The 19795-nt window shown below is 60.8% G+C and carries 21 protein-coding genes; 6 read left to right on the top strand and 15 right to left on the bottom strand.

All coding sequences use genetic code 11. The annotated features are described in order from the left end of the window. Nucleotides 1-32 precede the first annotated feature (32 nt). Both GKZ68_RS16180 and GKZ68_RS16185 read left to right on the top strand, forming a co-directional pair. Entirely contained in the window at nucleotides 33-386 is a 354-nt protein-coding gene (locus tag GKZ68_RS16180) for a hypothetical protein (protein ID WP_173116579.1), read from the top strand. Between the two features lie 92 nt (nucleotides 387-478). Further along, nucleotides 479-889 (top strand): hypothetical protein, encoded by a 411-nt coding sequence (locus tag GKZ68_RS16185; RefSeq protein WP_173116581.1) that lies wholly within the window; start codon nucleotides 479-481, stop codon nucleotides 887-889. Nucleotide 890: 1 nt separating this feature from the next. On the opposite strand, the gene GKZ68_RS16190 is transcribed toward GKZ68_RS16185, so the two are convergent. From GKZ68_RS16190 to GKZ68_RS16205, 4 genes are all read right to left on the bottom strand, one after another. After that, nucleotides 891-1490 carry a Uma2 family endonuclease gene (locus GKZ68_RS16190; RefSeq protein ID WP_173116583.1) on the bottom strand — a complete coding sequence of 200 codons (600 nt, stop codon included), beginning with the start codon at nucleotides 1488-1490 and terminating at the stop codon, nucleotides 891-893. A gap of 46 nt (nucleotides 1491-1536) precedes the next feature. After that, entirely contained in the window at nucleotides 1537-2988 is a 1452-nt protein-coding gene (locus tag GKZ68_RS16195) for an aldehyde dehydrogenase family protein (RefSeq protein WP_173116585.1), read from the bottom strand. 201 nt (nucleotides 2989-3189) lie between these two features. After that, nucleotides 3190-3864, bottom strand: a complete 675-nt coding sequence (locus GKZ68_RS16200) for a hypothetical protein (RefSeq protein WP_173116587.1) — start codon at nucleotides 3862-3864, stop codon at nucleotides 3190-3192. Between the two features lie 125 nt (nucleotides 3865-3989). Then, a complete protein-coding gene (locus GKZ68_RS16205; protein WP_173116589.1) occupies nucleotides 3990-4859 on the bottom strand; it encodes an SDR family oxidoreductase in 870 nt (289 codons plus the stop codon). 123 nt (nucleotides 4860-4982) lie between these two features. Here GKZ68_RS16205 and GKZ68_RS16210 point away from each other — a divergent pair, with 123 nt between their 5' ends. Both GKZ68_RS16210 and GKZ68_RS16215 read left to right on the top strand, forming a co-directional pair. Further along, the gene (locus tag GKZ68_RS16210) at nucleotides 4983-5600 is read left to right on the top strand and encodes a pseudouridine synthase (protein ID WP_254244040.1); all 618 of its coding nucleotides are present in this window, start codon (nucleotides 4983-4985) and stop codon (nucleotides 5598-5600) included. A 106-nt stretch (nucleotides 5601-5706) separates the two neighbouring features. Further along, entirely contained in the window at nucleotides 5707-6165 is a 459-nt protein-coding gene (locus GKZ68_RS16215) for a cold-shock protein (protein WP_173116593.1), read from the top strand. 76 nt (nucleotides 6166-6241) lie between these two features. Here GKZ68_RS16215 and GKZ68_RS16220 read toward each other — a convergent pair whose 3' ends face one another. Then, a complete protein-coding gene (locus GKZ68_RS16220; RefSeq protein ID WP_173116595.1) occupies nucleotides 6242-7006 on the bottom strand; it encodes a hypothetical protein in 765 nt (254 codons plus the stop codon). Nucleotides 7007-7127: 121 nt separating this feature from the next. Between GKZ68_RS16220 and GKZ68_RS16225 the strand changes: the two genes are divergently transcribed. After that, nucleotides 7128-7973, top strand: coding sequence for a hypothetical protein (locus tag GKZ68_RS16225; protein WP_173116597.1), 846 nt, complete (start codon nucleotides 7128-7130; stop codon nucleotides 7971-7973). A gap of 70 nt (nucleotides 7974-8043) precedes the next feature. Here the strand turns inward: GKZ68_RS16225 and GKZ68_RS16230 are convergent, their stop codons facing one another. After that, entirely contained in the window at nucleotides 8044-8325 is a 282-nt protein-coding gene (locus GKZ68_RS16230) for a hypothetical protein (RefSeq protein ID WP_173116599.1), read from the bottom strand. A 116-nt stretch (nucleotides 8326-8441) separates the two neighbouring features. Next, nucleotides 8442-8786: a hypothetical protein gene (locus GKZ68_RS16235; RefSeq protein WP_173116600.1), complete on the bottom strand. Its 345-nt coding sequence runs from the start codon at nucleotides 8784-8786 to the stop codon at nucleotides 8442-8444. Nucleotides 8787-9126: 340 nt separating this feature from the next. Between GKZ68_RS16235 and GKZ68_RS16240 the strand changes: the two genes are divergently transcribed. Beyond that, nucleotides 9127-9393 carry a DUF805 domain-containing protein gene (locus tag GKZ68_RS16240; RefSeq protein ID WP_367949231.1) on the top strand — a complete coding sequence of 89 codons (267 nt, stop codon included), beginning with the start codon at nucleotides 9127-9129 and terminating at the stop codon, nucleotides 9391-9393. Between the two features lie 78 nt (nucleotides 9394-9471). Here the strand turns inward: GKZ68_RS16240 and lpdA are convergent, their stop codons facing one another. The 8 genes from lpdA to GKZ68_RS16280 all read right to left on the bottom strand — a co-directional run bounded on the left by lpdA (nucleotide 9472) and on the right by GKZ68_RS16280 (nucleotide 19462). Further along, nucleotides 9472-10878, bottom strand: coding sequence for a dihydrolipoyl dehydrogenase (gene lpdA, locus GKZ68_RS16245; RefSeq protein WP_173116602.1), 1407 nt, complete (start codon nucleotides 10876-10878; stop codon nucleotides 9472-9474). A gap of 99 nt (nucleotides 10879-10977) precedes the next feature. Beyond that, nucleotides 10978-11496: a hypothetical protein gene (locus GKZ68_RS16250; RefSeq protein ID WP_173116604.1), complete on the bottom strand. Its 519-nt coding sequence runs from the start codon at nucleotides 11494-11496 to the stop codon at nucleotides 10978-10980. 129 nt (nucleotides 11497-11625) lie between these two features. After that, a complete protein-coding gene (locus tag GKZ68_RS16255) occupies nucleotides 11626-12006 on the bottom strand; it encodes a hypothetical protein (RefSeq protein ID WP_173116606.1) in 381 nt (126 codons plus the stop codon). A 163-nt stretch (nucleotides 12007-12169) separates the two neighbouring features. Further along, nucleotides 12170-12853, bottom strand: a complete 684-nt coding sequence (locus GKZ68_RS22205) for a carboxypeptidase-like regulatory domain-containing protein (protein WP_173116608.1) — start codon at nucleotides 12851-12853, stop codon at nucleotides 12170-12172. Between the two features lie 68 nt (nucleotides 12854-12921). Then, complete coding sequence (locus tag GKZ68_RS16265) at nucleotides 12922-13374, bottom strand: hypothetical protein (RefSeq protein ID WP_173116611.1); 453 nt, start codon at nucleotides 13372-13374, stop codon at nucleotides 12922-12924. A gap of 433 nt (nucleotides 13375-13807) precedes the next feature. Then, the gene (locus GKZ68_RS16270; RefSeq protein ID WP_173116613.1) at nucleotides 13808-14518 is read right to left on the bottom strand and encodes a Crp/Fnr family transcriptional regulator; all 711 of its coding nucleotides are present in this window, start codon (nucleotides 14516-14518) and stop codon (nucleotides 13808-13810) included. Between the two features lie 194 nt (nucleotides 14519-14712). Beyond that, nucleotides 14713-16383 (bottom strand): 2-oxoglutarate dehydrogenase complex dihydrolipoyllysine-residue succinyltransferase, encoded by a 1671-nt coding sequence (odhB, locus tag GKZ68_RS16275; protein WP_173116615.1) that lies wholly within the window; start codon nucleotides 16381-16383, stop codon nucleotides 14713-14715. A 139-nt stretch (nucleotides 16384-16522) separates the two neighbouring features. Then, entirely contained in the window at nucleotides 16523-19462 is a 2940-nt protein-coding gene (locus GKZ68_RS16280) for a 2-oxoglutarate dehydrogenase E1 component (RefSeq protein ID WP_173116617.1), read from the bottom strand. Between the last annotated feature and the right edge of the window lie 333 nt (nucleotides 19463-19795).

A 19795-nucleotide genomic window follows, 5' to 3' on the forward strand; every position in this document is an offset into this window, starting at 1 on the left:
TGGCGCGCTGAAATAGCGCTAACTTACCGGCGATGAAACGCCTAGGAACTCCTGCTGCTACGCGGCTAGCCTTGCTGGGCCTGGTTGCGCTGCTGGTCTTCGGCAACTGCGCACAGAACGTGTACCGGGTGCTGGGGCCGGGCACTACGCCGCAGCAGGTAGCCCAACTGAAACGGCTAAACGACAGCGTATCGGCTCAATATCAGGCAGCTTACCGGCGGCCAGCCGGGGCCGCTGGCCCTACCAGCCAGCAGATTCAGGATAGTGCCCAGGCGGCCCGGCGCCGGCTGCTGAGCCCAACGCAATTCAGGCGCCTTCAATTGGCCCGGCGGCCCGGCATGATGCCGCTGCGCTACCCGCCTCGCCCACCCCGGGGCTACCGCTAGCCTCGGGCTTTTTGAGAAGGCAGAATTACCCGGCCGGGCGGTTTCTCCGTACCCTAGCCGATAAGCTTCTTTCGCCCTTCCTTCTTTTTGCCATGACACCGGCTCGCCTACTCTTTTCCGCCCTCACGCTCAGCCTGGCGGCTTCCGGCTGCTCTATTTTTCATCGCCATCATGACACCCCACCGCCGGTGGTCGAAACCGTGCGCACGCCCGACTCGCCCACGCCGCCCACCGCCGCCCGCGACCTGGCCGACGCCATGACCACCGTGCTGCACCTGCGCCCCGACCAAACCAGTAAAGTGCGCCAGGTACTCAGCTCGACCGTGGAGCAGGCAAACGCGGCCCGCCAGCAGTACCCGGCCCAGTCGCCGCAGTTTAAAGCCGCGGTGACCCGCATCAACACCTCTTCTGACAAGCAGCTACGCGCTATTCTGGGGCCGACGACTTACCGCGAAATGCAGGTAAAGCAGGCCCAGATTCAGGCCGAGATGCAGCGCCGCTAGGCTACTCCAGGCCCGGCAGCACGCGGCGCGGGGCCACGTCGGTGTCGTCGTAGAGTTCGCGCAGGGGCAGGCTCAGGCCCAGGTCGGGAATTTCGAGCACGTCGTCGGGGGTACTGAGCAGGGTGTAGACCCACTGCCCGGCGGCGTCGCGCCGAAACCACTCGACTACCCAGGCGCTCTGCGAGATGAGTAGATAATGGCGCAGGCTCGGCAGCTTCTGGTAGTTGGCAAATTTCTCGGTACGGTCGTACTCGGCCGTGGCGGATGACAGGATTTCGGCCAGCAGCAGCGGGTGGCGCACCAGGTAGGGGTCGCGGCGGTCGGCCGGGTCGAGGGTCACCAGCACGTCGGGGTAGGTGTAGAAAGCATTGGCCCGCACCACCAGCAGCACGCTTTCGTCGAGCACCCGGCCGCCCTGGCGCCGCACCGGCGGGCGCAGCGCTGCCACCAGATTGCCCTTAATAAGGTTGTGCGCCAGGCTAGCGCCGCCCACCGCAAAGGCCTCGCCTTCAACGTACTCATACTTCGCCGCGCTTTTTTCTTGCAGCGCGAAGTATTCTTTCAGCGTGTAGTGGCGGGGCGGCGTGGCAGGTTGTCCCATGATTGCTTCTTTTCGTCAAATGTACACCACGTCGCCAGGGGCCGGCTTACAAATACTTCAGCAGCAAGCCGAGCAGGCGGCGCACGCGGCCGGTGTAGGGCGGGTAAAACTGCTTGATGCCGGTGAAGCCCACGCGCTGCTGCAACACGGCCTTCTCGTTGCTGAACGCCAGGAAGCCCGCGTAGCCGTGGGCCTTGCCCAGACCGCTGTTGCCGACGCCGCCAAAAGGCAAATCGGGGTGCGCGAGCTGGATAATCGTCTCGTTCACGGCCGCGCCGCCGGCCGCCACGGTATCGAGCAGGTAGCGGCGGTTGGCGGGGCTGGTGGTGAACACGTACTGCGCCAGCGGCGGCAGCCGGGCATTGACGTAGGCCGCCGCCTCGGGCAGGCGCTCGAAGCTGAGAACGGGCAGCAACGGGCCAAATATCTCTTCCTCCAGGATGGCCGCGCCGGCCGGTACCTGGGTCAGAATAGTGGGTTCGAGGTAGCACTGCGGCTCGTCGAAGCTGCCGCCCTGGGCCACGGTAGCGCCGCGCGCTTCGGCGTCTTCGAGCAGGGCGGCCAGCCGGGCAAAGTGGTGGGCATTGACAATGCGGGCGAAAGACTGCGACGCTTTAATTTCCTCATTGTCAGCACCATAATAGTTATGAATAGCTCGCCGCAGCTCGGCTACCAGCGCGTCGTGCACGCTGGCCTGCACCAGCAGGTAGTCGGGCGCCACGCAGGTTTGGCCGGCGTTCAGGAACTTGCCCCACACGATTTTCTCGGCCGCGTCGCGCAGGTTGGCCGTGTCATCTACAATGGCCGGGCTCTTGCCGCCCAGCTCCAGCGTGAGGCCGCTGAGGTGCTCGGCGGCGGCGCGCATCACGATTTTGCCAATCTGCGGCGAGCCGGTGAAGAAAATGTGGTTCCAGGGCAGGCGCAGCAGCTCGCTGGCTACCTCCTTGCCGCCTTCCAGCACCAGCACTTCATTGGGCTGAAACAGCTCCTCGGCCAGCCGGCGCAGCAGCGCCGAGGTAGCGGGCGTTTGCTCGGCGGGCTTCACCACCACCGCATTGCCGGCCGCAATGGCCGAGGCCAGCGGGTCGAGGGCCAAATAAAACGGGTAGTTCCAGGGCGCGATGATGAGCACTACGCCCTTGGGCTCGGGCTGCACCCAGCTGCGGGTGCCCAGCAGGGCCATTGGCGTGCCCACCGCCAGTGGGGCCAGCCACTTTTTGAGCTGCCGGCTGGTGTGGCGCAGCTCGGTGAGTGAAGGCCAGATTTCGGTAAGGTCAGTTTCCTCGGGCGGCTTCTTAAAATCCTGGTACAGCGCCTGTTGAATAGCGGCGCGGTTGGCCAGGAGCCAGCCTTCCAGCCGGGCTAGCCGGCAGCGGCGGGCCGCCGCATCCTCGGCGCGCAGGGCCGGCGCATTGGCGCGCAGCGCGGCAAACCCGGCGGCAAAGCGGTTGGCCGTGGGGCTAGCCGCCACAACAGGCAAAGAAGCAGAAAGGGCCATAAGCGCAAGCGTCTCACGCTAGCCACGCCCCACCGCCGGCGCGCAGCTACTTGAACGGATGAAAGATAGCGCCTGGCTTTCAACTGCCACGCCTAGTGCCTGGGTGTAGGCTAGCCCACGGCTGGCCGGTACCCCTTAGGCGCTAAAAAGCCTGCTACCGCTGCGAGTAGCAGGCTTTTTGGTTGGCCAGACCGGGTGATACTACAAAATACCTTTCAGGCCTTTTTTCACCTTGCGGTTGCCATTTTCATCAATGATGATTTTGGTGCCATCGGCGCGCTTGATTTTCACTGAGCCATCGTTGTGGCGCTTGATTTTGCCGCCATTTTCGTATTTCACCTTGTGGCTGTCTTCCTTGTTTTCTACTTTCTTCACGCCGGTGCCCTGGCTCACGCTGGCGTGCACGCCGGGGTGCGTGGCGGTGGTAGTGGTGGTAGTCGTGGTAGTGGTAGCAGTGTAGGGGCCAGCGTAATAGTTGCCCTGGTTAGCCGTGTAAGCGTTGTAGGCAGCGGGGTCGGTCACTACGGTGTGCACCTCGCGGGTGGTGCGGTCGTTGAGGTCGCGCAGGGCGGCGTAGCGGCCCACCGTATCGGTACGGGCGTCGATAGCGCGCAGGGCACGGCCCCGGCCGTAATAAATCTGCTGCAAGCGGGCCTTGGCGGCGGCATCGGTGGCGTGCACGTCGGCCGCTACCTGGTTGGCTAGCTGGTCGGCGCTGCTGCGGTAGCTGGTGGTATCCACCGTGGTCGTGGTAGTGGTAGTGGCAGTGCCACCGGGCACAGTCGTGGTTTCGGTCGTTTCAGTTTTCTTTTCCTGCGAGCAGGAAGCAAGGGCAGCCGTAGCGGCCGTAGCCAGCAGGAGAATGGTGAATTTCATGAGTTTAAGAGCAAGTAAGGTGCGGCTTGACGCCTAATTCTGCCGTCATACGGCCAGGCCAAAAATGATGTTGCCAGGCCCTACAAAAAGGCCTGGCAATCAGTTGCTTACTAAATACGCTTAGCTTAGGCATTCACCACCGAGCCGCCGTTGGGGTGCAACGTCTGGCCCGAGAAATAGGAGGCGTCTTCCGAGGCCAGGAATACGTAGGCCGGGGCCACCTCCGAAGGCTGGCCGGCGCGCCCCATGGGCACTTCGCGGCCAAAAACCGGCACCTTGAGCAGGCCGGCCCCCGTGATGAAAGGCGTCCAGATGGGCCCCGGCGCCACCGAGTTGACCCGGATGCCTTTTTTGATGAGCTGCAACGACAGCGCCCGCGTAAATCCCTCAATGGCACCCTTAGTCGAAGTGTAGTCGAGCAGCTGCTCGTTGCCCTTATAGGCATTCACCGAGGTGGTATTAATAATGGCCGCCCCTTCCTTGAGGTGCTTCAGCGCCGACCGCGTGATGCGGAACATGGCGATGATGTTGAGATTGAAGATGCTATCGAGCTCCTCGTTGGTAATTTCTTCGAGCGAGTCGTGCCAGTTTTGCTCGGCGGCATTGTTCACCAGCACGTCGAGCTGGCCGTATTCGGCCACTGTGCGGGCCACGATTTCGTCGCAAAAGGCGGGCACTTTCAAGTCGCCGGGCAGCAGCAGGCAGCGGCGGCCTTCGGCCTGCACCAACTGCTGGGTTTTTTCGGCGTCCTGCTGCTCGGTAGGAAAGTAGCAGATGGCCACGTCGGCACCTTCGCGGGCAAAGTGCACGGCCACGGCCCGCCCGATACCCGAGTCGCCGCCCGTGATGAGGGCAATCTTGTTTTGTAGCTTGTCGGCGCCTTTGTAACCGGGGCGAATGTGCTCGGGCTCGGGCGTCATCTTGTATTCGAGGCCGGGCTGGCCGGCGCCCGCCTCTTGGTGCTGAGGTGGGAAAACAGTGGGCTTATCAGACATTATAACTTATGGAAAAGGAGTTGAAACTGCGTTCAGGCTTAACGACAGTGGCCAACTGAGGTTACCCGAACCTGGCCCAAACAGCCGGATATGCGGTTCTTTGCAGGATATTTTCCCTCACTCGTGACCGACCAACCGCTAGCCCGAGCTTCTGCCGCGCCCGCCCACCGCCACTTTGTGCTGCACAAGCCCTGGGGCTACCTCAGCCAGTTCACCAGCGAGTTTGCCAAAGAAGTAAAAAAGAAGCGCTTTCTGGGCGAGCTGGGCAATTTTCCGGCCGGCACGATGGCCATCGGCCGGCTCGATGAGGACAGCGAAGGCCTGCTGCTGCTCACCACCGACGGCCGCGTGAGCGAGCAGGTGCGCAGCCGCCACATCGAGAAAGAATACTATGCCCAGGTCGATGGCCTGCTCACCCCCGCAGCCCTGGCTAGCCTGCAAGCGGGCGTCGATATCAGCCTCCACGGCACGCCCTACCGCACGCGGCCCTGCCAGGCGCGCCTGCTGGCGGCCGCGCCCGACTTGCCGCCGCGCGGCCGCCGCATTCGCGACGACCGCCACGGGCCGACCAGCTGGGTAGCCATCGTCGTGACCGAAGGCAAGTTTCGGCAGGTGCGCAAAATGACGGCCGCCGTGGGGTTTCCGACCCTGCGGCTGGTGCGCGTGCGCGTGGGAGAAGTGCGGCTCGAGGGGTTGCCAGCGGGCGCTAGCCGCGAGGTTAGCAGTTTTTTCAAAAATTAACGAGTAGATTCGGGACTTATTCCGGTGCGAGGTGGTTCTACAGTAGTCCGTTGCCGCCCGGTGCTGGTTTTACGCCGGCAGCAGCCGAATACTCTATCAACCCCCTATGGCCAGAGCGCAAGAAAGTTTCAGTAAGAAAGAGAACGAAAAGAAGCGGCTGAAAAAGCAGCAGGAGAAAGCTGAGCGCCGCGAAGAGCGCCAGGCCAATAAGAAGGATTCCAGCCTGGAAGAGATGCTGGCCTACGTGGATGAGAATGGCAACATTACGACCACGCCGCCCGACCCGACCCGCAAGAAGAAGGAAATCAACGCCGAAGATATCGTAGTAGGCGTGCCCAAGCAGGAAGACCGCGAGCCGGAAGATACTCAGCGCACCGGCACCGTCACGTTCTTCAACTCCTCGAAGGGCTACGGCTTCATCAAGGATGCCGTGAGCCAGGAAAGCATTTTCGTGCACGCCAACGCCCTCGGCGGCCTCACGCTGCTCGAAGGCAACAAGGTCACGTTTGAGGTAGAGCCGGGCATGAAAGGCCCGACCGCCGTGCGCGTGAAAATGGCCAGCTAAACACAGCTTGTGATTTATAAAAAAGCGTCTGAAACCTGAGGTTTCAGACGCTTTTTTGTGTGCCCAGGGCTAGCGCCTATTTTCCGACCCATGCTAAGCGGCCACTCTGGTAGCGGTAGCGACCCGGTGCAAGAGCAGTTAGGGGGCATTCGGGGGTATCGCCTTTGGTTTTGATGGGCCCGATGAGCACCTCGTGCCGGCGCAGGCTGATGCGGCGGCTACAGCCGGACACCCCTTCACCAGCTTCAATGGGCGAGCCGTGCATCGCTGCATACTGAGGGTAGGCCTCGCTTTCGGCAGCAGTGCCGGCGCTCAGTAGCAGCAAGGGCTTATGGGTAAGGTCGATGATATTTATCCAGCGCCAATCTTCGCGGCCAGCATTGCCGCCCACGTCCGACTGGCTCACAGTGACAAATAGTTCGGGCTGGCCCTGCTGGTCGAGGTTGTCGAGGCTAAAGGTGATGGTGCTTTGGGTAATATCGCCGCCCTGGTTTAAGTTATCGGGCATTTCGAGCAGCAGCTCGGTCCACACCGTATCGCGCCGCGAGGTGCGAAAGAGCAGACGGGGCAGCGAGTCGGGGGCCGTAATCTGGAGAAAGCGCCCCTGAATGGTATCGACCTGCACGTTGCTGGCCGGGTCGAAGCGCAGGGCAGTGCTGCCGACCCGCATGGTCTGGAGGAAGTGAGCACCTAGCGGCACGGCAGCTAGGGTTGGCTGGGCCGCTGGGGTAGCCGGCATGAGTGCAGGGGCGGGCCGCGCTTTTTCGGTAGTAGTCGTAGTGGCTTGCTCACCGCAGGCAGCCAGACCCAGGCTGGCTAGCAGCAGAAATATCGCTCGCATTGAAGAAGAAATAGGAGCCGGCGAACTCGCTGCTCGCCCAGCCGGAACTGGGTGCTAAGTTTAGGCCGCAAAATAGCCTAGCGCTATCTTTTATGCCCCGCTACCTAGCTACTGCCTATTTATGAAGCGATTTTTTATTGCCCTGAGCCTGGGGCTGGCACTGGCAGGTTGCGCGCCCAAAGTCGTGATGCAGGCTACTGGGCCCGCCAGGACCGCCAATCCGGCCGAGGGCTTTCTGGTCATCAAGGAAACCGACGCCTTCACCGGCCCGGCCGAGGAGTTGGGCACCATCTACATTAAGGACTCGGGCTTTACGCTCAGCTGCGACTACGAAACGGTGGTGGCGCTGGCTACCCAGCAGGCGCGCCAGCTGGGGGCCAATGTGCTGCGTATTTACGAGCACCTGCAGCCCAATATGATGAGCACCTGCCACCGCATCCGGGCCAAGGCATTGCGCGTGGCCGACCTCACGCCCTACGAAACGGAGATTGTCTGGAATCCTGCCCGCCGGCTGCGGCAGGTCGATTTCAAAGCCAGTACTGCCAACCGGCCCTTTGAGGCGGCTACCAGCAGCAGCCTGCGCTACCACTACGCCGGGCACCCGCTGCAAGGCAAGGTGAGCCTGACCATCGAAACGGTATTCGATTGCCAGCGGTCCTATTTCAAAGGCACCCGCAACCCCGCCTACACCCTAGCCCACGAGCAGGGCCACTTCGACATCTCCGAAATCTATGCCCGGCGCTTTACCAAACTCATTCAGGAGCAGGTTCCCACTGTGCGCGAGCTACAAGCCCGGCAAGAAGACCTATACCACCAGCTGATGCTGGAAGCCCAGGCTACGCAGGATAAATACGACACCGAGGTCTACGCCGACCCCAGCAAGCAACCCGCCTGGCTAAGCCAGATAACGCAGCAGCTCAACGAGCTGCAACCCTACGCCAGCAAGCAGGTAACCCTAAAAATTTAGGGCTAGTAAGCGCGAAAGCCGCTGCTGCCCGAGGGCAACAGCGGCTTTCGCGCAAGTCGTGACAAGGCGGTTACTCCTCCAGCGAGCTCAGGTTATAGTTGGCCTTGGCTGCGTTGCTAGCCGCTGCAAAGTCTGTAGAAGTGCCAGCATCGGTGGCCGCCGCAGTTTTGGGCTTATTCAGCTTCTTTACTAGGAGGCGCACGCCCAGGGCACCTAGCGCGGTGCCAGCCAGTACTTTCTGGGTAGTGCTGAGCTTGCCCACGCTGCCTTTACCCAGCTTCTTGAGCGACTTGGCGGCGCCGCCGAGTAGGGTAGCTTTTTTAGCGATTTTCTTTTTTTTGTTCTTTTTCATGGTGCTTGGAAATAAAATAAGCGAAGTAGTACTGCAAGCCGGGTATTCGCAGTCCCTCACAAAAGGTTGTGCATCACCAGCCCACCCCGTTGTGCCCGGCGGCGTTGTTTGCTAGGCTACTCGCCGTCCGGGCTAGCCGCCTTTTTTCGCTTGCGCGGCGCCGATAGGTCTACTGCCGACGTTGCTGCGTCGTCGTCGCCCGTGGCCGGCGCATCGGTTTGCTGCTGGGCCAGGTAGGTGAGGCCGGCGGCTAGCAGGGCCAGGCCGCCCACCACTTTCTGGCCAGTACTGAGCTTGCCTATTTGCTTGGTCACCTTGCGAAACTTCTTGAGCGAGAGGTTCGCCATATCCAGAATATCGCCCGATAGCTCGTCTTTTTTCTTCGCGTGCTTTTTTTTGTCCTTAGGCATGAGCGTGTAGCGGAAAGCTTGGGTGAGGAGAAACTCTAACGGGAAGGCCATAGCGAAGCAGGGCAGCAGCGCCACCAGTGGGCTAGCGTATTCGCAAGCCGGCGTCAGAAGGTTGCCCCTCGCGGCTAGGCTGCCGGCAGCACAGCCGGCAGCCTAGTGCTTTTTTCTTTTCTATATGTGGCGCCCACGTAGTATCTATGTTTCTCAGGTGGAGCCCAGAACCCACTTTAATAAACGGGGCGCTTTCCGAAAAGCCTTATGAGTAGGGGTATAACTGTTTACACCACCCATGCAATACTTTTTACACGTCTTAAAAAACTACGTCGTTTTCCGGGGCCGTGCCCGCCGCAAGGAATACTGGATGTTTACCCTGTTCTAATTCATTTTCAGCCTGGCCGCGCTGTTTCTGGATGCTGTTATCGACCCTTCGCCCGATGGCGTAGGTCTTCTCTACGGTCTCTACTCGCTGGCGTTGCTCATTCCCAGCCTCGCCGTGGGGGTGCGGCGGCTGCACGATGTGGGCAAGAGCGGCTTTTTTATGCTCATTGCCTTTGTGCCCCTGGTAGGCGCTATCTGGCTGCTCGTGCTATTCTGCACCGAAGGCACCCGGGGTGATAATGAATACGGCCCCGACCCCAAAGCCGTGCTGGCTTACTAGGTAGCCAGTCTCTTCCAAACGCAACAGCGGCTGAAGCTCCTAGCGCTTCAGCCGCTGTTGCGTTTGGAAGAGACTGGTTTACATATGAATAGCCCGGTTCTCGGTAGCCGCCAGGCAAGCTTCTTTCATGGCCTCCGCATACGTGGGGTGGGCATGGCTCATGCGGGCCACATCCTCAGCCGAGGCGCGGAACTCCATGGCCGTCACGGCCTCGGCGATGAGGTCGGCGATGCGCGGGCCTATCATATGCACGCCCAGAATTTCGTCAGTCGTCTTGTCAGCCAGCACCTTCACGAAGCCATCGGTGTCCATGCTGGCGCGGGCGCGGCCGCTAGCCTTGAAGGGGAATGAGCCCACCTTGTAGGCGCGGCCTTCCTGCTTGAGCTGCTCCTCGGTGAAGCCCACGCCGGCCACCTCGGGCCAGGTATACACCACGCCGGGAATAAGCAGGTAGTTGATGTGCGGCTTCTGGCCCGCGATGGTTTCGGCCACGAAGGTGCCTTCTTCCTCGGCCTTGTGGGCGAGCATGGCGCCGCGCACCACGTCGCCGATGGCGTAGATGCCGGGCACGTTGGTTTGCAGGTGCGCATCGACCTTGATGCGGCCGCGCTCTTCCATCGCCACGCCGGCGGCTTCGAGGTTGAGGCCGGCCGTGTAGGGCGCGCGGCCCACGGCCACGAGGCAGTAGTCGCCTTCCAGCTTCAGCTCCTCGCCCTTGGGCGTGGTGGCGGTCACGGTCACGGTATCGCCGGCGCGGGTGGCGCTGGTTACTTTGTGGCCGAGGTAAAACTCGATGCCGATTTTGCCCAGAATACGCTTCAGCTCCTTACCCAGCGCCAGGTCCATCGTCGGAATGAGGCTATCGGTAAATTCGACTACGCTCACCTTGGCGCCGACCCTGGCGTACACCGAGGCCATTTCGAGGCCAATCACGCCGCCGCCAATCACGATAAGGTGCTTGGGCACTTCGCGAATATTCAGCGCCTCGGTGCTGGTGATAATGCGCTGCTTGTCTTGCTGAATGAATGGCAGCACCGTAGGCTTGGAGCCAGTGGCGATGATGACGTTCTTGGTTTCAATCTGCTGCGCCTCGCCGCCCTCGGTGGGCGCGATACTGATATGGTTCTTATCGACAAACGAACCGACTCCCCGCAGCACGTCGATTTTATTCTTTTTCATCAGGTAGGCGATACCGTCCACATTGGCCTTCACGACGCCGTTTTTACGGTCTATCATCTGGTTCATGTTCACCTGCAGGTTTTCCAGCTCAATGCCGTGCTCTTTGAATGTAGTGTGGGCATTGTGGTAGTGCTCGGTGCTGTCGAGCAGGGCCTTGCTCGGGATGCAGCCCACGTTGAGGCAGGTGCCGCCCAGGGTAGGGTATTTCTCGATGAGGGCAGTTTTGAGCCCTAGCTGAGCGCAGCGAATGGCCGCCACATAGCCGCCCGGCCCCGAGCCGATAACGGTAACGTCGTATTGATTCATAAGCACAAAAACAGGCCGAAGCCGCCAGTAGGTTCCGGCAAAGATACGCGGGCCCCACGGGCGGCTAGCCCCCGAAGCCCGCGCTTTTTACCGCAATCGTTAGCGCTTGGGCTTGGGGCTGAGCGCCACGCCGCCGGCCAGCACCAAGGCATCCTCACCAGCGCCGATGGTGGAGGTATCGATACCCGTTTTCTCACTGAGGCCTTTGCGCAGGTAGAAGGTAAGAAAGGTGGCGGCCACGGCGCCCAGGCTGCCCACCAGCGCTCCTTTCAGGGCGCTGCCGCCCTGGCTCTTATACCAGGTAGCGCCCACGAGGGCACCCGAGGCGGCGCGCATCGAGAGCTGTTGCGGCACAATGCGGTCTTCGGTATTGGGCAGCTTGTCGCCCACCAGCTCGCCGGCCGTCAGCACTTTGAGGAGGCTAGCCACGCCGGGTTTCGCCAGAAAGCGCAGCGGCGACTTGGCCATGCCCGGCGCCAGGGCGCGGTTCGATAGATAATCGCTGAGAAACATGGGGCCGCTGGTAGCGCGCGCGCCCGTGATGGCGGCGAAGCCCAGCGCGGGCCAGAACTTGGCGGCGCGGGGCGCGGCCGGGGTTTTCGACTTCTTGGCTTTCATAAAATAGCAAATCGGGAAAAGGATTTGCGGTTTAACGCAAAGCCCTGCGAAATGGCCGGCCCCCTGGCACGCAAAAGCCCGGCCGCCGGGCGGCCGGGCTTCGCAAGAGCCGTGTTTGTTGGGCAGAAGTTAGTTGATGCTGGCGGCGTGCGAGCGCAGCACCTCGCGGGCAATGGCGAGGTTGGTATCCCGCGAATTCACCACGAGGTAAATGAACTTGCTGCCCGCCGGGTTGAGCTTGATGAGGTGCAGCTGGTTGGTGAGGGTGATGAGGATGTCCTCAATCGTCTCGCCTTGCAGCTTAAGGGCCGACATGGCTTTCTGCTTTTGTTTTACTACTTCGGTATTGTAGGCGGCGGCGGTTTCGGGGTTGATGCTGGGCGAGTTGGAGTGTGAAGCCAGGGCCATACCCGAGCCAACATCTACCACGGCAATGGCCATCAGGCTCGGTAAATCAGTAATAATTGCGTCAACTGCTTGCCCAGCGGGGCTGTTTTTAGAATAAGCCATGGTGGCAGAAATAGGGGTATTAGAGGGAATTGAATTAGGTAAAGCTTTTTGTTCTTGCTCTTGCAGTTTGCGGGCGTCTTCCTGGAGCTTGCGGGCGACTAGCTTGCGGTAGGTTTTCGCTTTCACATCGTCGGGTGGCCGCTAGGCCCGGTAAGTCAATAAGTTAGAAAAACAGCCAGTGGCGGCGCTTGAGCGCCCGGGGCTGGAGCGTGACGGCCTCACCAGCTTTCGCTTGGGTGGCCGCTACCTCCTGCTCGGTGTAGCCACCGTAGCCGTATTGCAGCGTGGCCTGGCCATCGGCGGGCACGCGCAGCGAGTAGTTGCCTTGGGCATCGGTGCTGGTGCCCTGGGCCGTGCCCTTGCGCAGCACGGTAGCCCCGGCCAGCGGCAGCCCTTTCTCATTCAGAATGCGGCCGTGCACGAGTACGGTGCGGGCGGCGGCCGGGGCCACGGCGGCCTCCAGGCTAGCCACGGCGGGCACGGTGCCGGGCACCGCCAGCTTGGTCACCGGCAGCACATTGGATGGGCGGTTGGTGGCGGCCATGCTCACGCCGGCCAGCAAGGCGCTCACCGTCACCAGGCTAAGGGCGCGGCGGCGAAAGCGCTGGGGCTGCTCGCGGATAAAAACGAGCTGCTGCTGCACCCAGCTGGGGGCAGCGGGAGCATCGTCGGCCTGCAATTCGTGCCAGCGCGTTACGGTCGAGTGAGCCTGGCCGGCATCGCGGTGCAGGTAGGCCTCCACGGCCTGGGCCGAGGTACGGGCCAGGTCGCCGCGCAGGTAGGCATCGCGGTACACGGGCAGCAGCTCGCCAGTTTGTGGGTCAAAGGGGGTAGCCGTGAGCTTCATAGAAAGGAGAGTGGGGAAAAAGGTGAAAAAACGATTGTGTACTTCTTGTGCGAAGCAGTAGCTGTCACTTAAGCCGCTGCGTCGAGCAGCTGCACGGCCTGCTGGGCTAGCTGGCGCAGCAGCGCCAGGTTGGTATCGTGGCTGCCTACGGCCAGGTACAGCACCTGCTGGCCGCCGGGCCGCAGCCGCACCAAGTACAGCTGGCTGGCTAGGGTCAGCAGCACCTCGGCCGGCTCTTCGCCAGCCTGGCCCTGGCCCAGCAGCTGGGCTTGCTGCACCACGGCGGCCACCGAGGCAGCGAGCAGGCTGGGCTGGTAGGCCCGGTCGGCGGCGTAGGTAGCCCGCAGCTGGCCGGTAGGCAGGTCGAGCACGGCGGCCAGCAATAGCTCGGGCAGCTCGGCCAGCAGGTAGTGCAAGGCAGCTTCGGCGGGGCTATTGGAGATGCTGCCTGGTGCGCCTACCACCTGGCGCACCGGCGGGCTGCCCAAGCCAGGCAGGTAGCGTAAGAAAGGAAGCTTCATAATACCCGGGCGGCAACGAGCCCGCGAGGGGCGGCTCGAGCAGGCAACTGAGCTATTTCAGCTTGCCGTAACCGAGCTATTAAAATAGGATAAAATTTATTAAACCCGAAAATCAACAAGCAGCAAGCAAAATTTAGAGAAACATTTTTTTATTTGCTATAAGTATCTTTCGGATTGATACAAAGCTCCCATTAGAGCCGTTAAAAAAAAATGATTAGCGTCAATTTTTCATTTGATTTATGTCAACCCACTACCTGACGCCTAGGAAACTATTTTGTATTTTTTAAATATTTTTTTAATAAGCATATTTCGTCGTCTCACTTTGGCCAGGGTATCGCCCTTGCTATCTCATTATGGGAAGAGCACAAAAAAGCCAGCGCCCGGAGCTACTGCACAGGCGCTGGCTGCTGGCCACTGGGAGGCATGGCCAGCCTCAGTCATAGCGCGTAGAGATGGCTTGCAGCTGCGCCTCATCGAGTAGCCTTATCAGGCTGCCGCGCGTGGCCACGATACCCGCGTCTTTGTACTCGGTGAGCAGGCGGCTCACGGTTTCCTTGGCCGTGCCCACCAGAGCAGCCAGGTCCTCGCGCGAGAGGGCCAGCGTATAGGGCTCGCCCGGCACGGCGGCCGAGTCGAAGGTGCGGCGCACCAGCAGCAGGGCCTCGGCCAAGCGCTCGCGCACGGGCTTGTAGGCCAGGCGCAGCAGCTGCTCTTCGGCTTCGCCCAGGCCAGTGGCCAGCAGTTGCAATAAGGTGTTGGCAAACTGCCGGTTGGACTGAATGAGGCGCAGCACATCAGGCCGCGGAATAAAACATACCACGCAGTCGTCGAGGGCCACGGCCGAGCTGGTATAGTGCCCGCCGCCCAGCAGCGCCCGAAAGCCCAGCACATCGCCGTGGCGCGCCAGGCGCGTAATATGCTCCTTTCCGTCGCCACCCACCTTGGCCAGCTTCACCTTACCCTGGTGAATGCAGTGCATTCCCAGCGCCTGGCTGCCCTGCTGGTAAATTGTCTGGCCCTTGTGGTAGAACTGCGCCGACTTGGTAGTGGCGATAAATTCCAGCTCTTCCAGCAGGCAAGACCCTAGCAGCGGGCTTTGGCGACTAGGGCACGAATGACAGTTCGGGGAGATGAAACGGCTCATACAGCACAAATTTTCAGGCGAGCAATCTCCCAAAGCTACTACTTAACAAACATAATTTTTAGTAAGAAAATGTTTACTTGAACAATATTTCAGCATATTTTACACTGATAGTCAATTTTTTAAAAAAGCAAGGTTTATAAAAAAAGGCTACCCCTCATAAGGGGTAGCCTTTTCAAAATACCATTTAATACTTTCTAAACACCAAGCAGCAGGCGCGTGGGGTCTTCGAGGAGTTCCTTTACCCGCACCAGGAACGACACCGACTCGCGGCCGTCGATGAGGCGGTGGTCGTAGCTCAGGGCCAAGTACATCATGGGGCGGATAACCACCTGACCGTTTTCGGCGATGGGACGCTGAATGATGTTGTGCATGCCCAGAATGGCCGACTGTGGGGCGTTGATAATGGGCGTGCTCAGCATCGAGCCGAAAATACCGCCGTTGGTAATGGTGAATGTGCCGCCCGTCATCTGCTCGATGGTGAGCTTATTGTCGCGGGCTAGCCCGGCCAGGCGCACCACTTCTTTCTCGATGCCGTCGAAGCTCAGCTTCTCAGCATTGCGGATAACCGGTACCACGAGGCCTTTGGGGGCCGATACGGCAATGCTGATGTCGCAGAAATCAGAGTACACGATGCTGTCGCCGTCGATGTAGGCGTTCACGGCCGGCCACTCCTGCAGGGCCACGCACACGGCCTTGGTAAAGAAGGACATAAAGCCCAGGTTCACGCCGTTTTTCTCCTTAAACTTGTCCTTGAACTTGGTGCGCAGGTCCATGATAGGCTGCATATTCACCTCGTTGAAGGTGGTGAGCATGGCCGTTTCATTCTTCACCGCTACCAGGCGGCGGGCTACGGTCTTGCGCAGATTGCTCATGCGCTCGCGGCGCTGGCCGCGCTCGCCGGCCGGGGCTGCTGGCGCGGCAGGGCTAGCGGCGGCCGGGGCGGCTTGCGGAGCAGGGGCGGCGGGCTTGGCCTGGGCATTCTGGGCGTCTTCCTTAGTAATACGGCCATCGCGGCCCGAGCCGGCTACGTCGGCGGGGTTAATGCCTTTCTCACCCAGGATTTTACCAGCAGCCGGCGAGGGCACACCGGTAGCGTAGGTACTAGCCCCGCTGCCAGCCGGCTGCGGTGCGGCAGCCGGCACCGTTGCGGCCGGCGCGCTAGCCGCCGGTGCCGGCGCAGCGGCAGCGCCGCTACCACCCTCAATGCGGGCGATAAGCGCGCCGATACCGATGGTTTCGCCTTCCTTCACGGCGTGGCGCAGCGTACCGCTGCCTTCGGCGGGCAACTCAAAGGTAGCTTTGTCTGACTCCAGCTCGGCAATAACCTCGTCGCGGCTCACCTGGGCACCATCGGGCTTCAGCCACTTGGCCACCGTCACTTCGGTGATAGACTCACCTACGGCGGGAATTTTCATTTCGACCGCTCCCCCACCGTTCGCAGCGGGGCTAGCGGCGGCTGGGGTGGGTGCGCCGGGCGTGGCCGGGTCGCTGTCGGGGCGGTCGGCGGGCGTGCCGCCGTAGCCGCTCTGGTCGCTGGCCTGCGGGTTTTGTTCACCTTGCGAAACCGGGTCGGCGGAGGCAGCGGCGGGGCTAGCGGTAGGCGCCGGGGCGGCCTGACCGTTGCCCGCACCCGCGCCGTCGAGCTGCGCGATAGCCGTGCCAATGCCAATGGTTTCGCCTTCTGCCACCAGTATTTTAAGGATGCCATCGGCCTCGGCGGGCAGCTCGAAGGTAGCCTTGTCTGATTCCAGCTCGGCGATTACCTCGTCGCGCTTCACGGCCTCGCCGTCTTTTTTCAGCCACTTGGCAATCGTGACTTCGGTGATGGATTCGCCGACGGCGGGAATTTTAATTTCGGTGGGCATGGGAGGATGGCAGAGGGTATTAAAGGCAAAGAAAAAGCGCTACGCACGGAGCAGCCGGCTGCTGGCCATAAAGAAGGGAAAATAGCAGCCAGGGGCAGTTTGCTGCCACCGGCTGCTGCTTATACTACGCAGGAAAGGGCTAGTCGAGCGTCTTAGCGACGGCGTTGGTTTCCTTAATCTGCTCGTCGGCCACGGCTTCGCGGGGCTTGTCGAAGGCGCGGGCTACGATTTCCTTCTGCTCCTTCACGTGCACTTTGTTGTAGCCCGTGGCGGGCGAGGCCGAGGGCTTGCGCGCCACCACGTCTTCGAGGTCGCGGCGCATAAAGCGCAGCAGGTAGTTCCAGTAGCCCATGTTTTCGGGCTCTTCCTGTACCCAGTATACCTTGGCCTTGGGGTACTTGGCTAGCTCCACGTCGAGCTGCTTTTTGGGGAAGGGGTGCAGCTGCTCGAGGCGCACGATGGCCACGTCTTTGCGGTCCGACTGCTGCTGCTCATCGAGCAGGTCGTAGTAGACCTTGCCCGAGCACAGCAGCACGCGCTTCACCTTCTTGGCATCAGCAAAGCCATCGCCGAGCACCTCCTGAAAGCGCCCGCTCGTGAAGTCTTCAATGGGCGACACGGCCAGCGGGTTGCGCAGCATCGACTTGGGCGACATCACCACCAGTGGCTTGCGGAAGCTCCACGTCAGCTGCCGGCGCAGGGCGTGGAAGAAGTTGGCCGGCGTCGTGATGTTGGCCACCACGATGTTGTTTTCGGCGGCTAGCTGCAAAAAGCGCTCGGGGCGGGCGTTGGAGTGCTCGGGACCCTGGCCTTCGTAGCCGTGGGGCAGCTGCATCACGATGCCATTCATGCGCTGCCACTTACTCTCGCTGCTCACCACAAACTGGTCAATCATGGTCTGCGCGCCGTTGGCAAAGTCGCCAAACTGCGCCTCCCAAATCACCAGCGCCGTGGGGTTGGCCATGGCGTAGCCAAATTCGAAGCCTAGCACCGCGTACTCGCTCAGCAGTGAGTTGTAAATGTTTAACTGCTGATGCTCGCCTTCCAGATGGTTGAGCGAGTTGTAGGGCGCCGACGTTTCGGCGTCGTGCAGCACCGCGTGGCGGTGCGAGAAGGTGCCGCGCTGCACATCCTGGCCGCTCACGCGCACCGTGTGGTTTTCGCTCATCAACGAGCCGTAGGCCAGCAGTTCGCCCGCCGCCCAGTTGAGCACGCGCGTTTCATAGAACATTTTGCGGCGCTCCTTCAGCAAATTATCAATCTGCTTAATGGGCCGGAAATTGTCGGGAATGGTCGTCAGTGCCTTCGCCACGCGCTCCACCGTTTCGGCCGAAATGCCGGTTTCGGGCGACTGCTCAAAGTCTTCGTTGGTCGAGCGGCGCAGGGTACGCCACTCGTTTTCCAGCGCCTGGTACTTATAAGGCAGCGGCTGCTGCTTCACTTGGTCGAGGCGGGCCTGCAGGGTGTCGCGGAATTCGCGGTCCATCTGGTTGGCTAGCTCGGCATCTACGTCGCCGCGCTTCACGAGCGTGGCGTTGTAGACCTCGCGCGGGTTGGGGTGCTTCGAGATGACGTTGTAGAGCGTGGGCTGCGTGAACTTGGGCTCGTCCGACTCGTTGTGGCCGTGGCGGCGGTAGCATACCATGTCGATAAAAATATCGGCGTGGAACTGCTGCCGGTACTCCGTGGCTAGCCGCACCGCAAATACCACCGCCTCCGGGTCGTCGCCGTTCACGTGAATTACCGGCGCGTCGATAATCTTAGCTAGGTCAGTCGAGTAAATCGACGAGCGGGCATCTTCAAAATCAGTGGTAAAGCCCACTTGGTTGTTAATCACGAAGTGAATCGTGCCGCCCGTCTTGTAGCCTTCGAGCTGCGACATCTGCGTCACCTCGTAGCCGATGCCCTGGCCCGCCAGGGCCGCGTCGCCGTGGATGAGAATGGGCAAAATCTGGTGGTAGTCGCCGCCGTACTGGTGCTCAATCTTGGCCCGCACGAAGCCTTCCACTACCGGGTTCACGGCCTCCAGGTGCGAGGGGTTTGGGGCTAGCTTCAGGTTTACTTTCTCACCGTTAGTAGCCGTCACTTCCGACGAGTAGCCCATGTGGTACTTCACGTCGCCGTCGCCCATAGTGAGGTCAGGGGTAGCCGTGCCTTCAAACTCGCTGAAAATCTGCTCATAGGTCTTGCCCATGATATTAGCCAGCACATTGAGGCGGCCACGGTGGGCCATGCCAATCATCATTTCCTTCACCCCCAATTCGGCAGCGCGGTTGATGATAGCGTCGAGGGCAGGAATAGTCGTTTCGCCGCCTTCCAGCGAGAAGCGCTTCTGGCCCAAGAACTTGGTATGCAAGAAGTTCTCAAATACCACCGCCTCGTTCAGCTTCTTGAGAATGCGCTTCTTGTACTCCACATCGGGGTTGAAGGCTAGCGCACCGTGCTCGGCTTTCTGCTGAAACCAGTCGAGCACTTTTGGGTCGCGGATGTAGGTGTACTCGAAGCCCACCGTGCCAGCATAAATGCTCGTGAGCGCCGCCACTATCTCGCGCAGCGTGGCGCCCTGGCCCAGGCCCAGGTCCTCACCCTGGCGAAACTTAATATCCAGGTCGCTGTCGCTCAGGCCAAAATCGGCCAGATTGAGGCGGGCCTGGCGGTCTTTGCGCTCGCGCACGGGGTTGGTTTTGGCGCGCAGGTGGCCGCGGCTACGAAACGCCTGAATGAGGTTGCGCACGGCCGTTTCCTTGTCGCCGGCCACGGCGCCCTGGGCTAGGCCCGGCGCGTTGTTGGTCGAGGCTTCAGTATTCAGCACACCGTAGTCGTCGGGCTGGGGCACGGGGCCAGGCGCGGGGCTAGCGGCGGTTCTGGGGGCGCTGCCGTTGGTGGCAGCCGCACCGTTAGTGGCACCTTTGGCGCCGGGCACCACGGGCGCGCCTTCGGGGAACTGCTGCGAAAAGTCAAATCCCTCAAAGAACTTACGCCAGCCAAAATCGACCGATTCGGGGTTATTCTGATACGCCTGATACAGCGTTTCGATGGCCGCCGCGTCGGCGTTGGCGATATAGGAGTACGTATCCATGACGGGAATTTGAAAGAGACAGGCTAACTAAGCACAAAAGTAAAGTAATTGCCGCTAAGCAAAAAACTCACATTCGATTACACAAATTAAACTAATAACCAATTACTTGTCTGAGAGAGAAGCATCATTTCCTCTCTTGCGGGTGGCTAATTTAAGGTAAATACCTAGCATAGCTTAAGGGGAGCCGCTGGTTTTAAATCGATTTTCCAAGTGCTTCACTACAACAAACCATAATGTTATCAGCTACCGTTTAACACGGCTCGGCCAGTAATTTATAGAATTTTCTTAGTCACACTCGCCCTATGCAGCGCTGAGCGTCCTGTAGTATAGGAC

This window comes from Hymenobacter sp. BRD128 (genome assembly GCF_013256625.1).
GTDB lineage: Bacteria > Bacteroidota > Bacteroidia > Cytophagales > Hymenobacteraceae > Hymenobacter.

Bases quoted from the DNA above. Each gene is read 5' to 3' on its own strand.
- GKZ68_RS16180 (WP_173116579.1), top strand. From the start codon at position 33: ATGAAACGCCTAGGAACTCCTGCTGCTACGCGGCTAGCCTTGCTGGGC.
- GKZ68_RS16185 (WP_173116581.1), top strand. From the start codon at position 479: ATGACACCGGCTCGCCTACTCTTTTCCGCCCTCACGCTCAGCCTGGCG.
- GKZ68_RS16190 (WP_173116583.1), bottom strand. From the start codon at position 1,490: ATGGGACAACCTGCCACGCCGCCCCGCCACTACACGCTGAAAGAATAC.
- GKZ68_RS16195 (WP_173116585.1), bottom strand. From the start codon at position 2,988: ATGGCCCTTTCTGCTTCTTTGCCTGTTGTGGCGGCTAGCCCCACGGCC.
- GKZ68_RS16200 (WP_173116587.1), bottom strand. From the start codon at position 3,864: ATGAAATTCACCATTCTCCTGCTGGCTACGGCCGCTACGGCTGCCCTT.
- GKZ68_RS16205 (WP_173116589.1), bottom strand. From the start codon at position 4,859: ATGTCTGATAAGCCCACTGTTTTCCCACCTCAGCACCAAGAGGCGGGC.
- GKZ68_RS16215 (WP_173116593.1), top strand. From the start codon at position 5,707: ATGGCCAGAGCGCAAGAAAGTTTCAGTAAGAAAGAGAACGAAAAGAAG.
- GKZ68_RS16220 (WP_173116595.1), bottom strand. From the start codon at position 7,006: ATGCGAGCGATATTTCTGCTGCTAGCCAGCCTGGGTCTGGCTGCCTGC.
- GKZ68_RS16225 (WP_173116597.1), top strand. From the start codon at position 7,128: ATGAAGCGATTTTTTATTGCCCTGAGCCTGGGGCTGGCACTGGCAGGT.
- GKZ68_RS16230 (WP_173116599.1), bottom strand. From the start codon at position 8,325: ATGAAAAAGAACAAAAAAAAGAAAATCGCTAAAAAAGCTACCCTACTC.
- GKZ68_RS16235 (WP_173116600.1), bottom strand. From the start codon at position 8,786: ATGGCCTTCCCGTTAGAGTTTCTCCTCACCCAAGCTTTCCGCTACACG.
- lpdA (WP_173116602.1), bottom strand. From the start codon at position 10,878: ATGAATCAATACGACGTTACCGTTATCGGCTCGGGGCCGGGCGGCTAT.
- GKZ68_RS16250 (WP_173116604.1), bottom strand. From the start codon at position 11,496: ATGAAAGCCAAGAAGTCGAAAACCCCGGCCGCGCCCCGCGCCGCCAAG.
- GKZ68_RS16255 (WP_173116606.1), bottom strand. From the start codon at position 12,006: ATGGCTTATTCTAAAAACAGCCCCGCTGGGCAAGCAGTTGACGCAATT.
- GKZ68_RS22205 (WP_173116608.1), bottom strand. From the start codon at position 12,853: ATGAAGCTCACGGCTACCCCCTTTGACCCACAAACTGGCGAGCTGCTG.
- GKZ68_RS16265 (WP_173116611.1), bottom strand. From the start codon at position 13,374: ATGAAGCTTCCTTTCTTACGCTACCTGCCTGGCTTGGGCAGCCCGCCG.
- GKZ68_RS16270 (WP_173116613.1), bottom strand. From the start codon at position 14,518: ATGAGCCGTTTCATCTCCCCGAACTGTCATTCGTGCCCTAGTCGCCAA.
- odhB (WP_173116615.1), bottom strand. From the start codon at position 16,383: ATGCCCACCGAAATTAAAATTCCCGCCGTCGGCGAATCCATCACCGAA.
- GKZ68_RS16280 (WP_173116617.1), bottom strand. From the start codon at position 19,462: ATGGATACGTACTCCTATATCGCCAACGCCGACGCGGCGGCCATCGAA.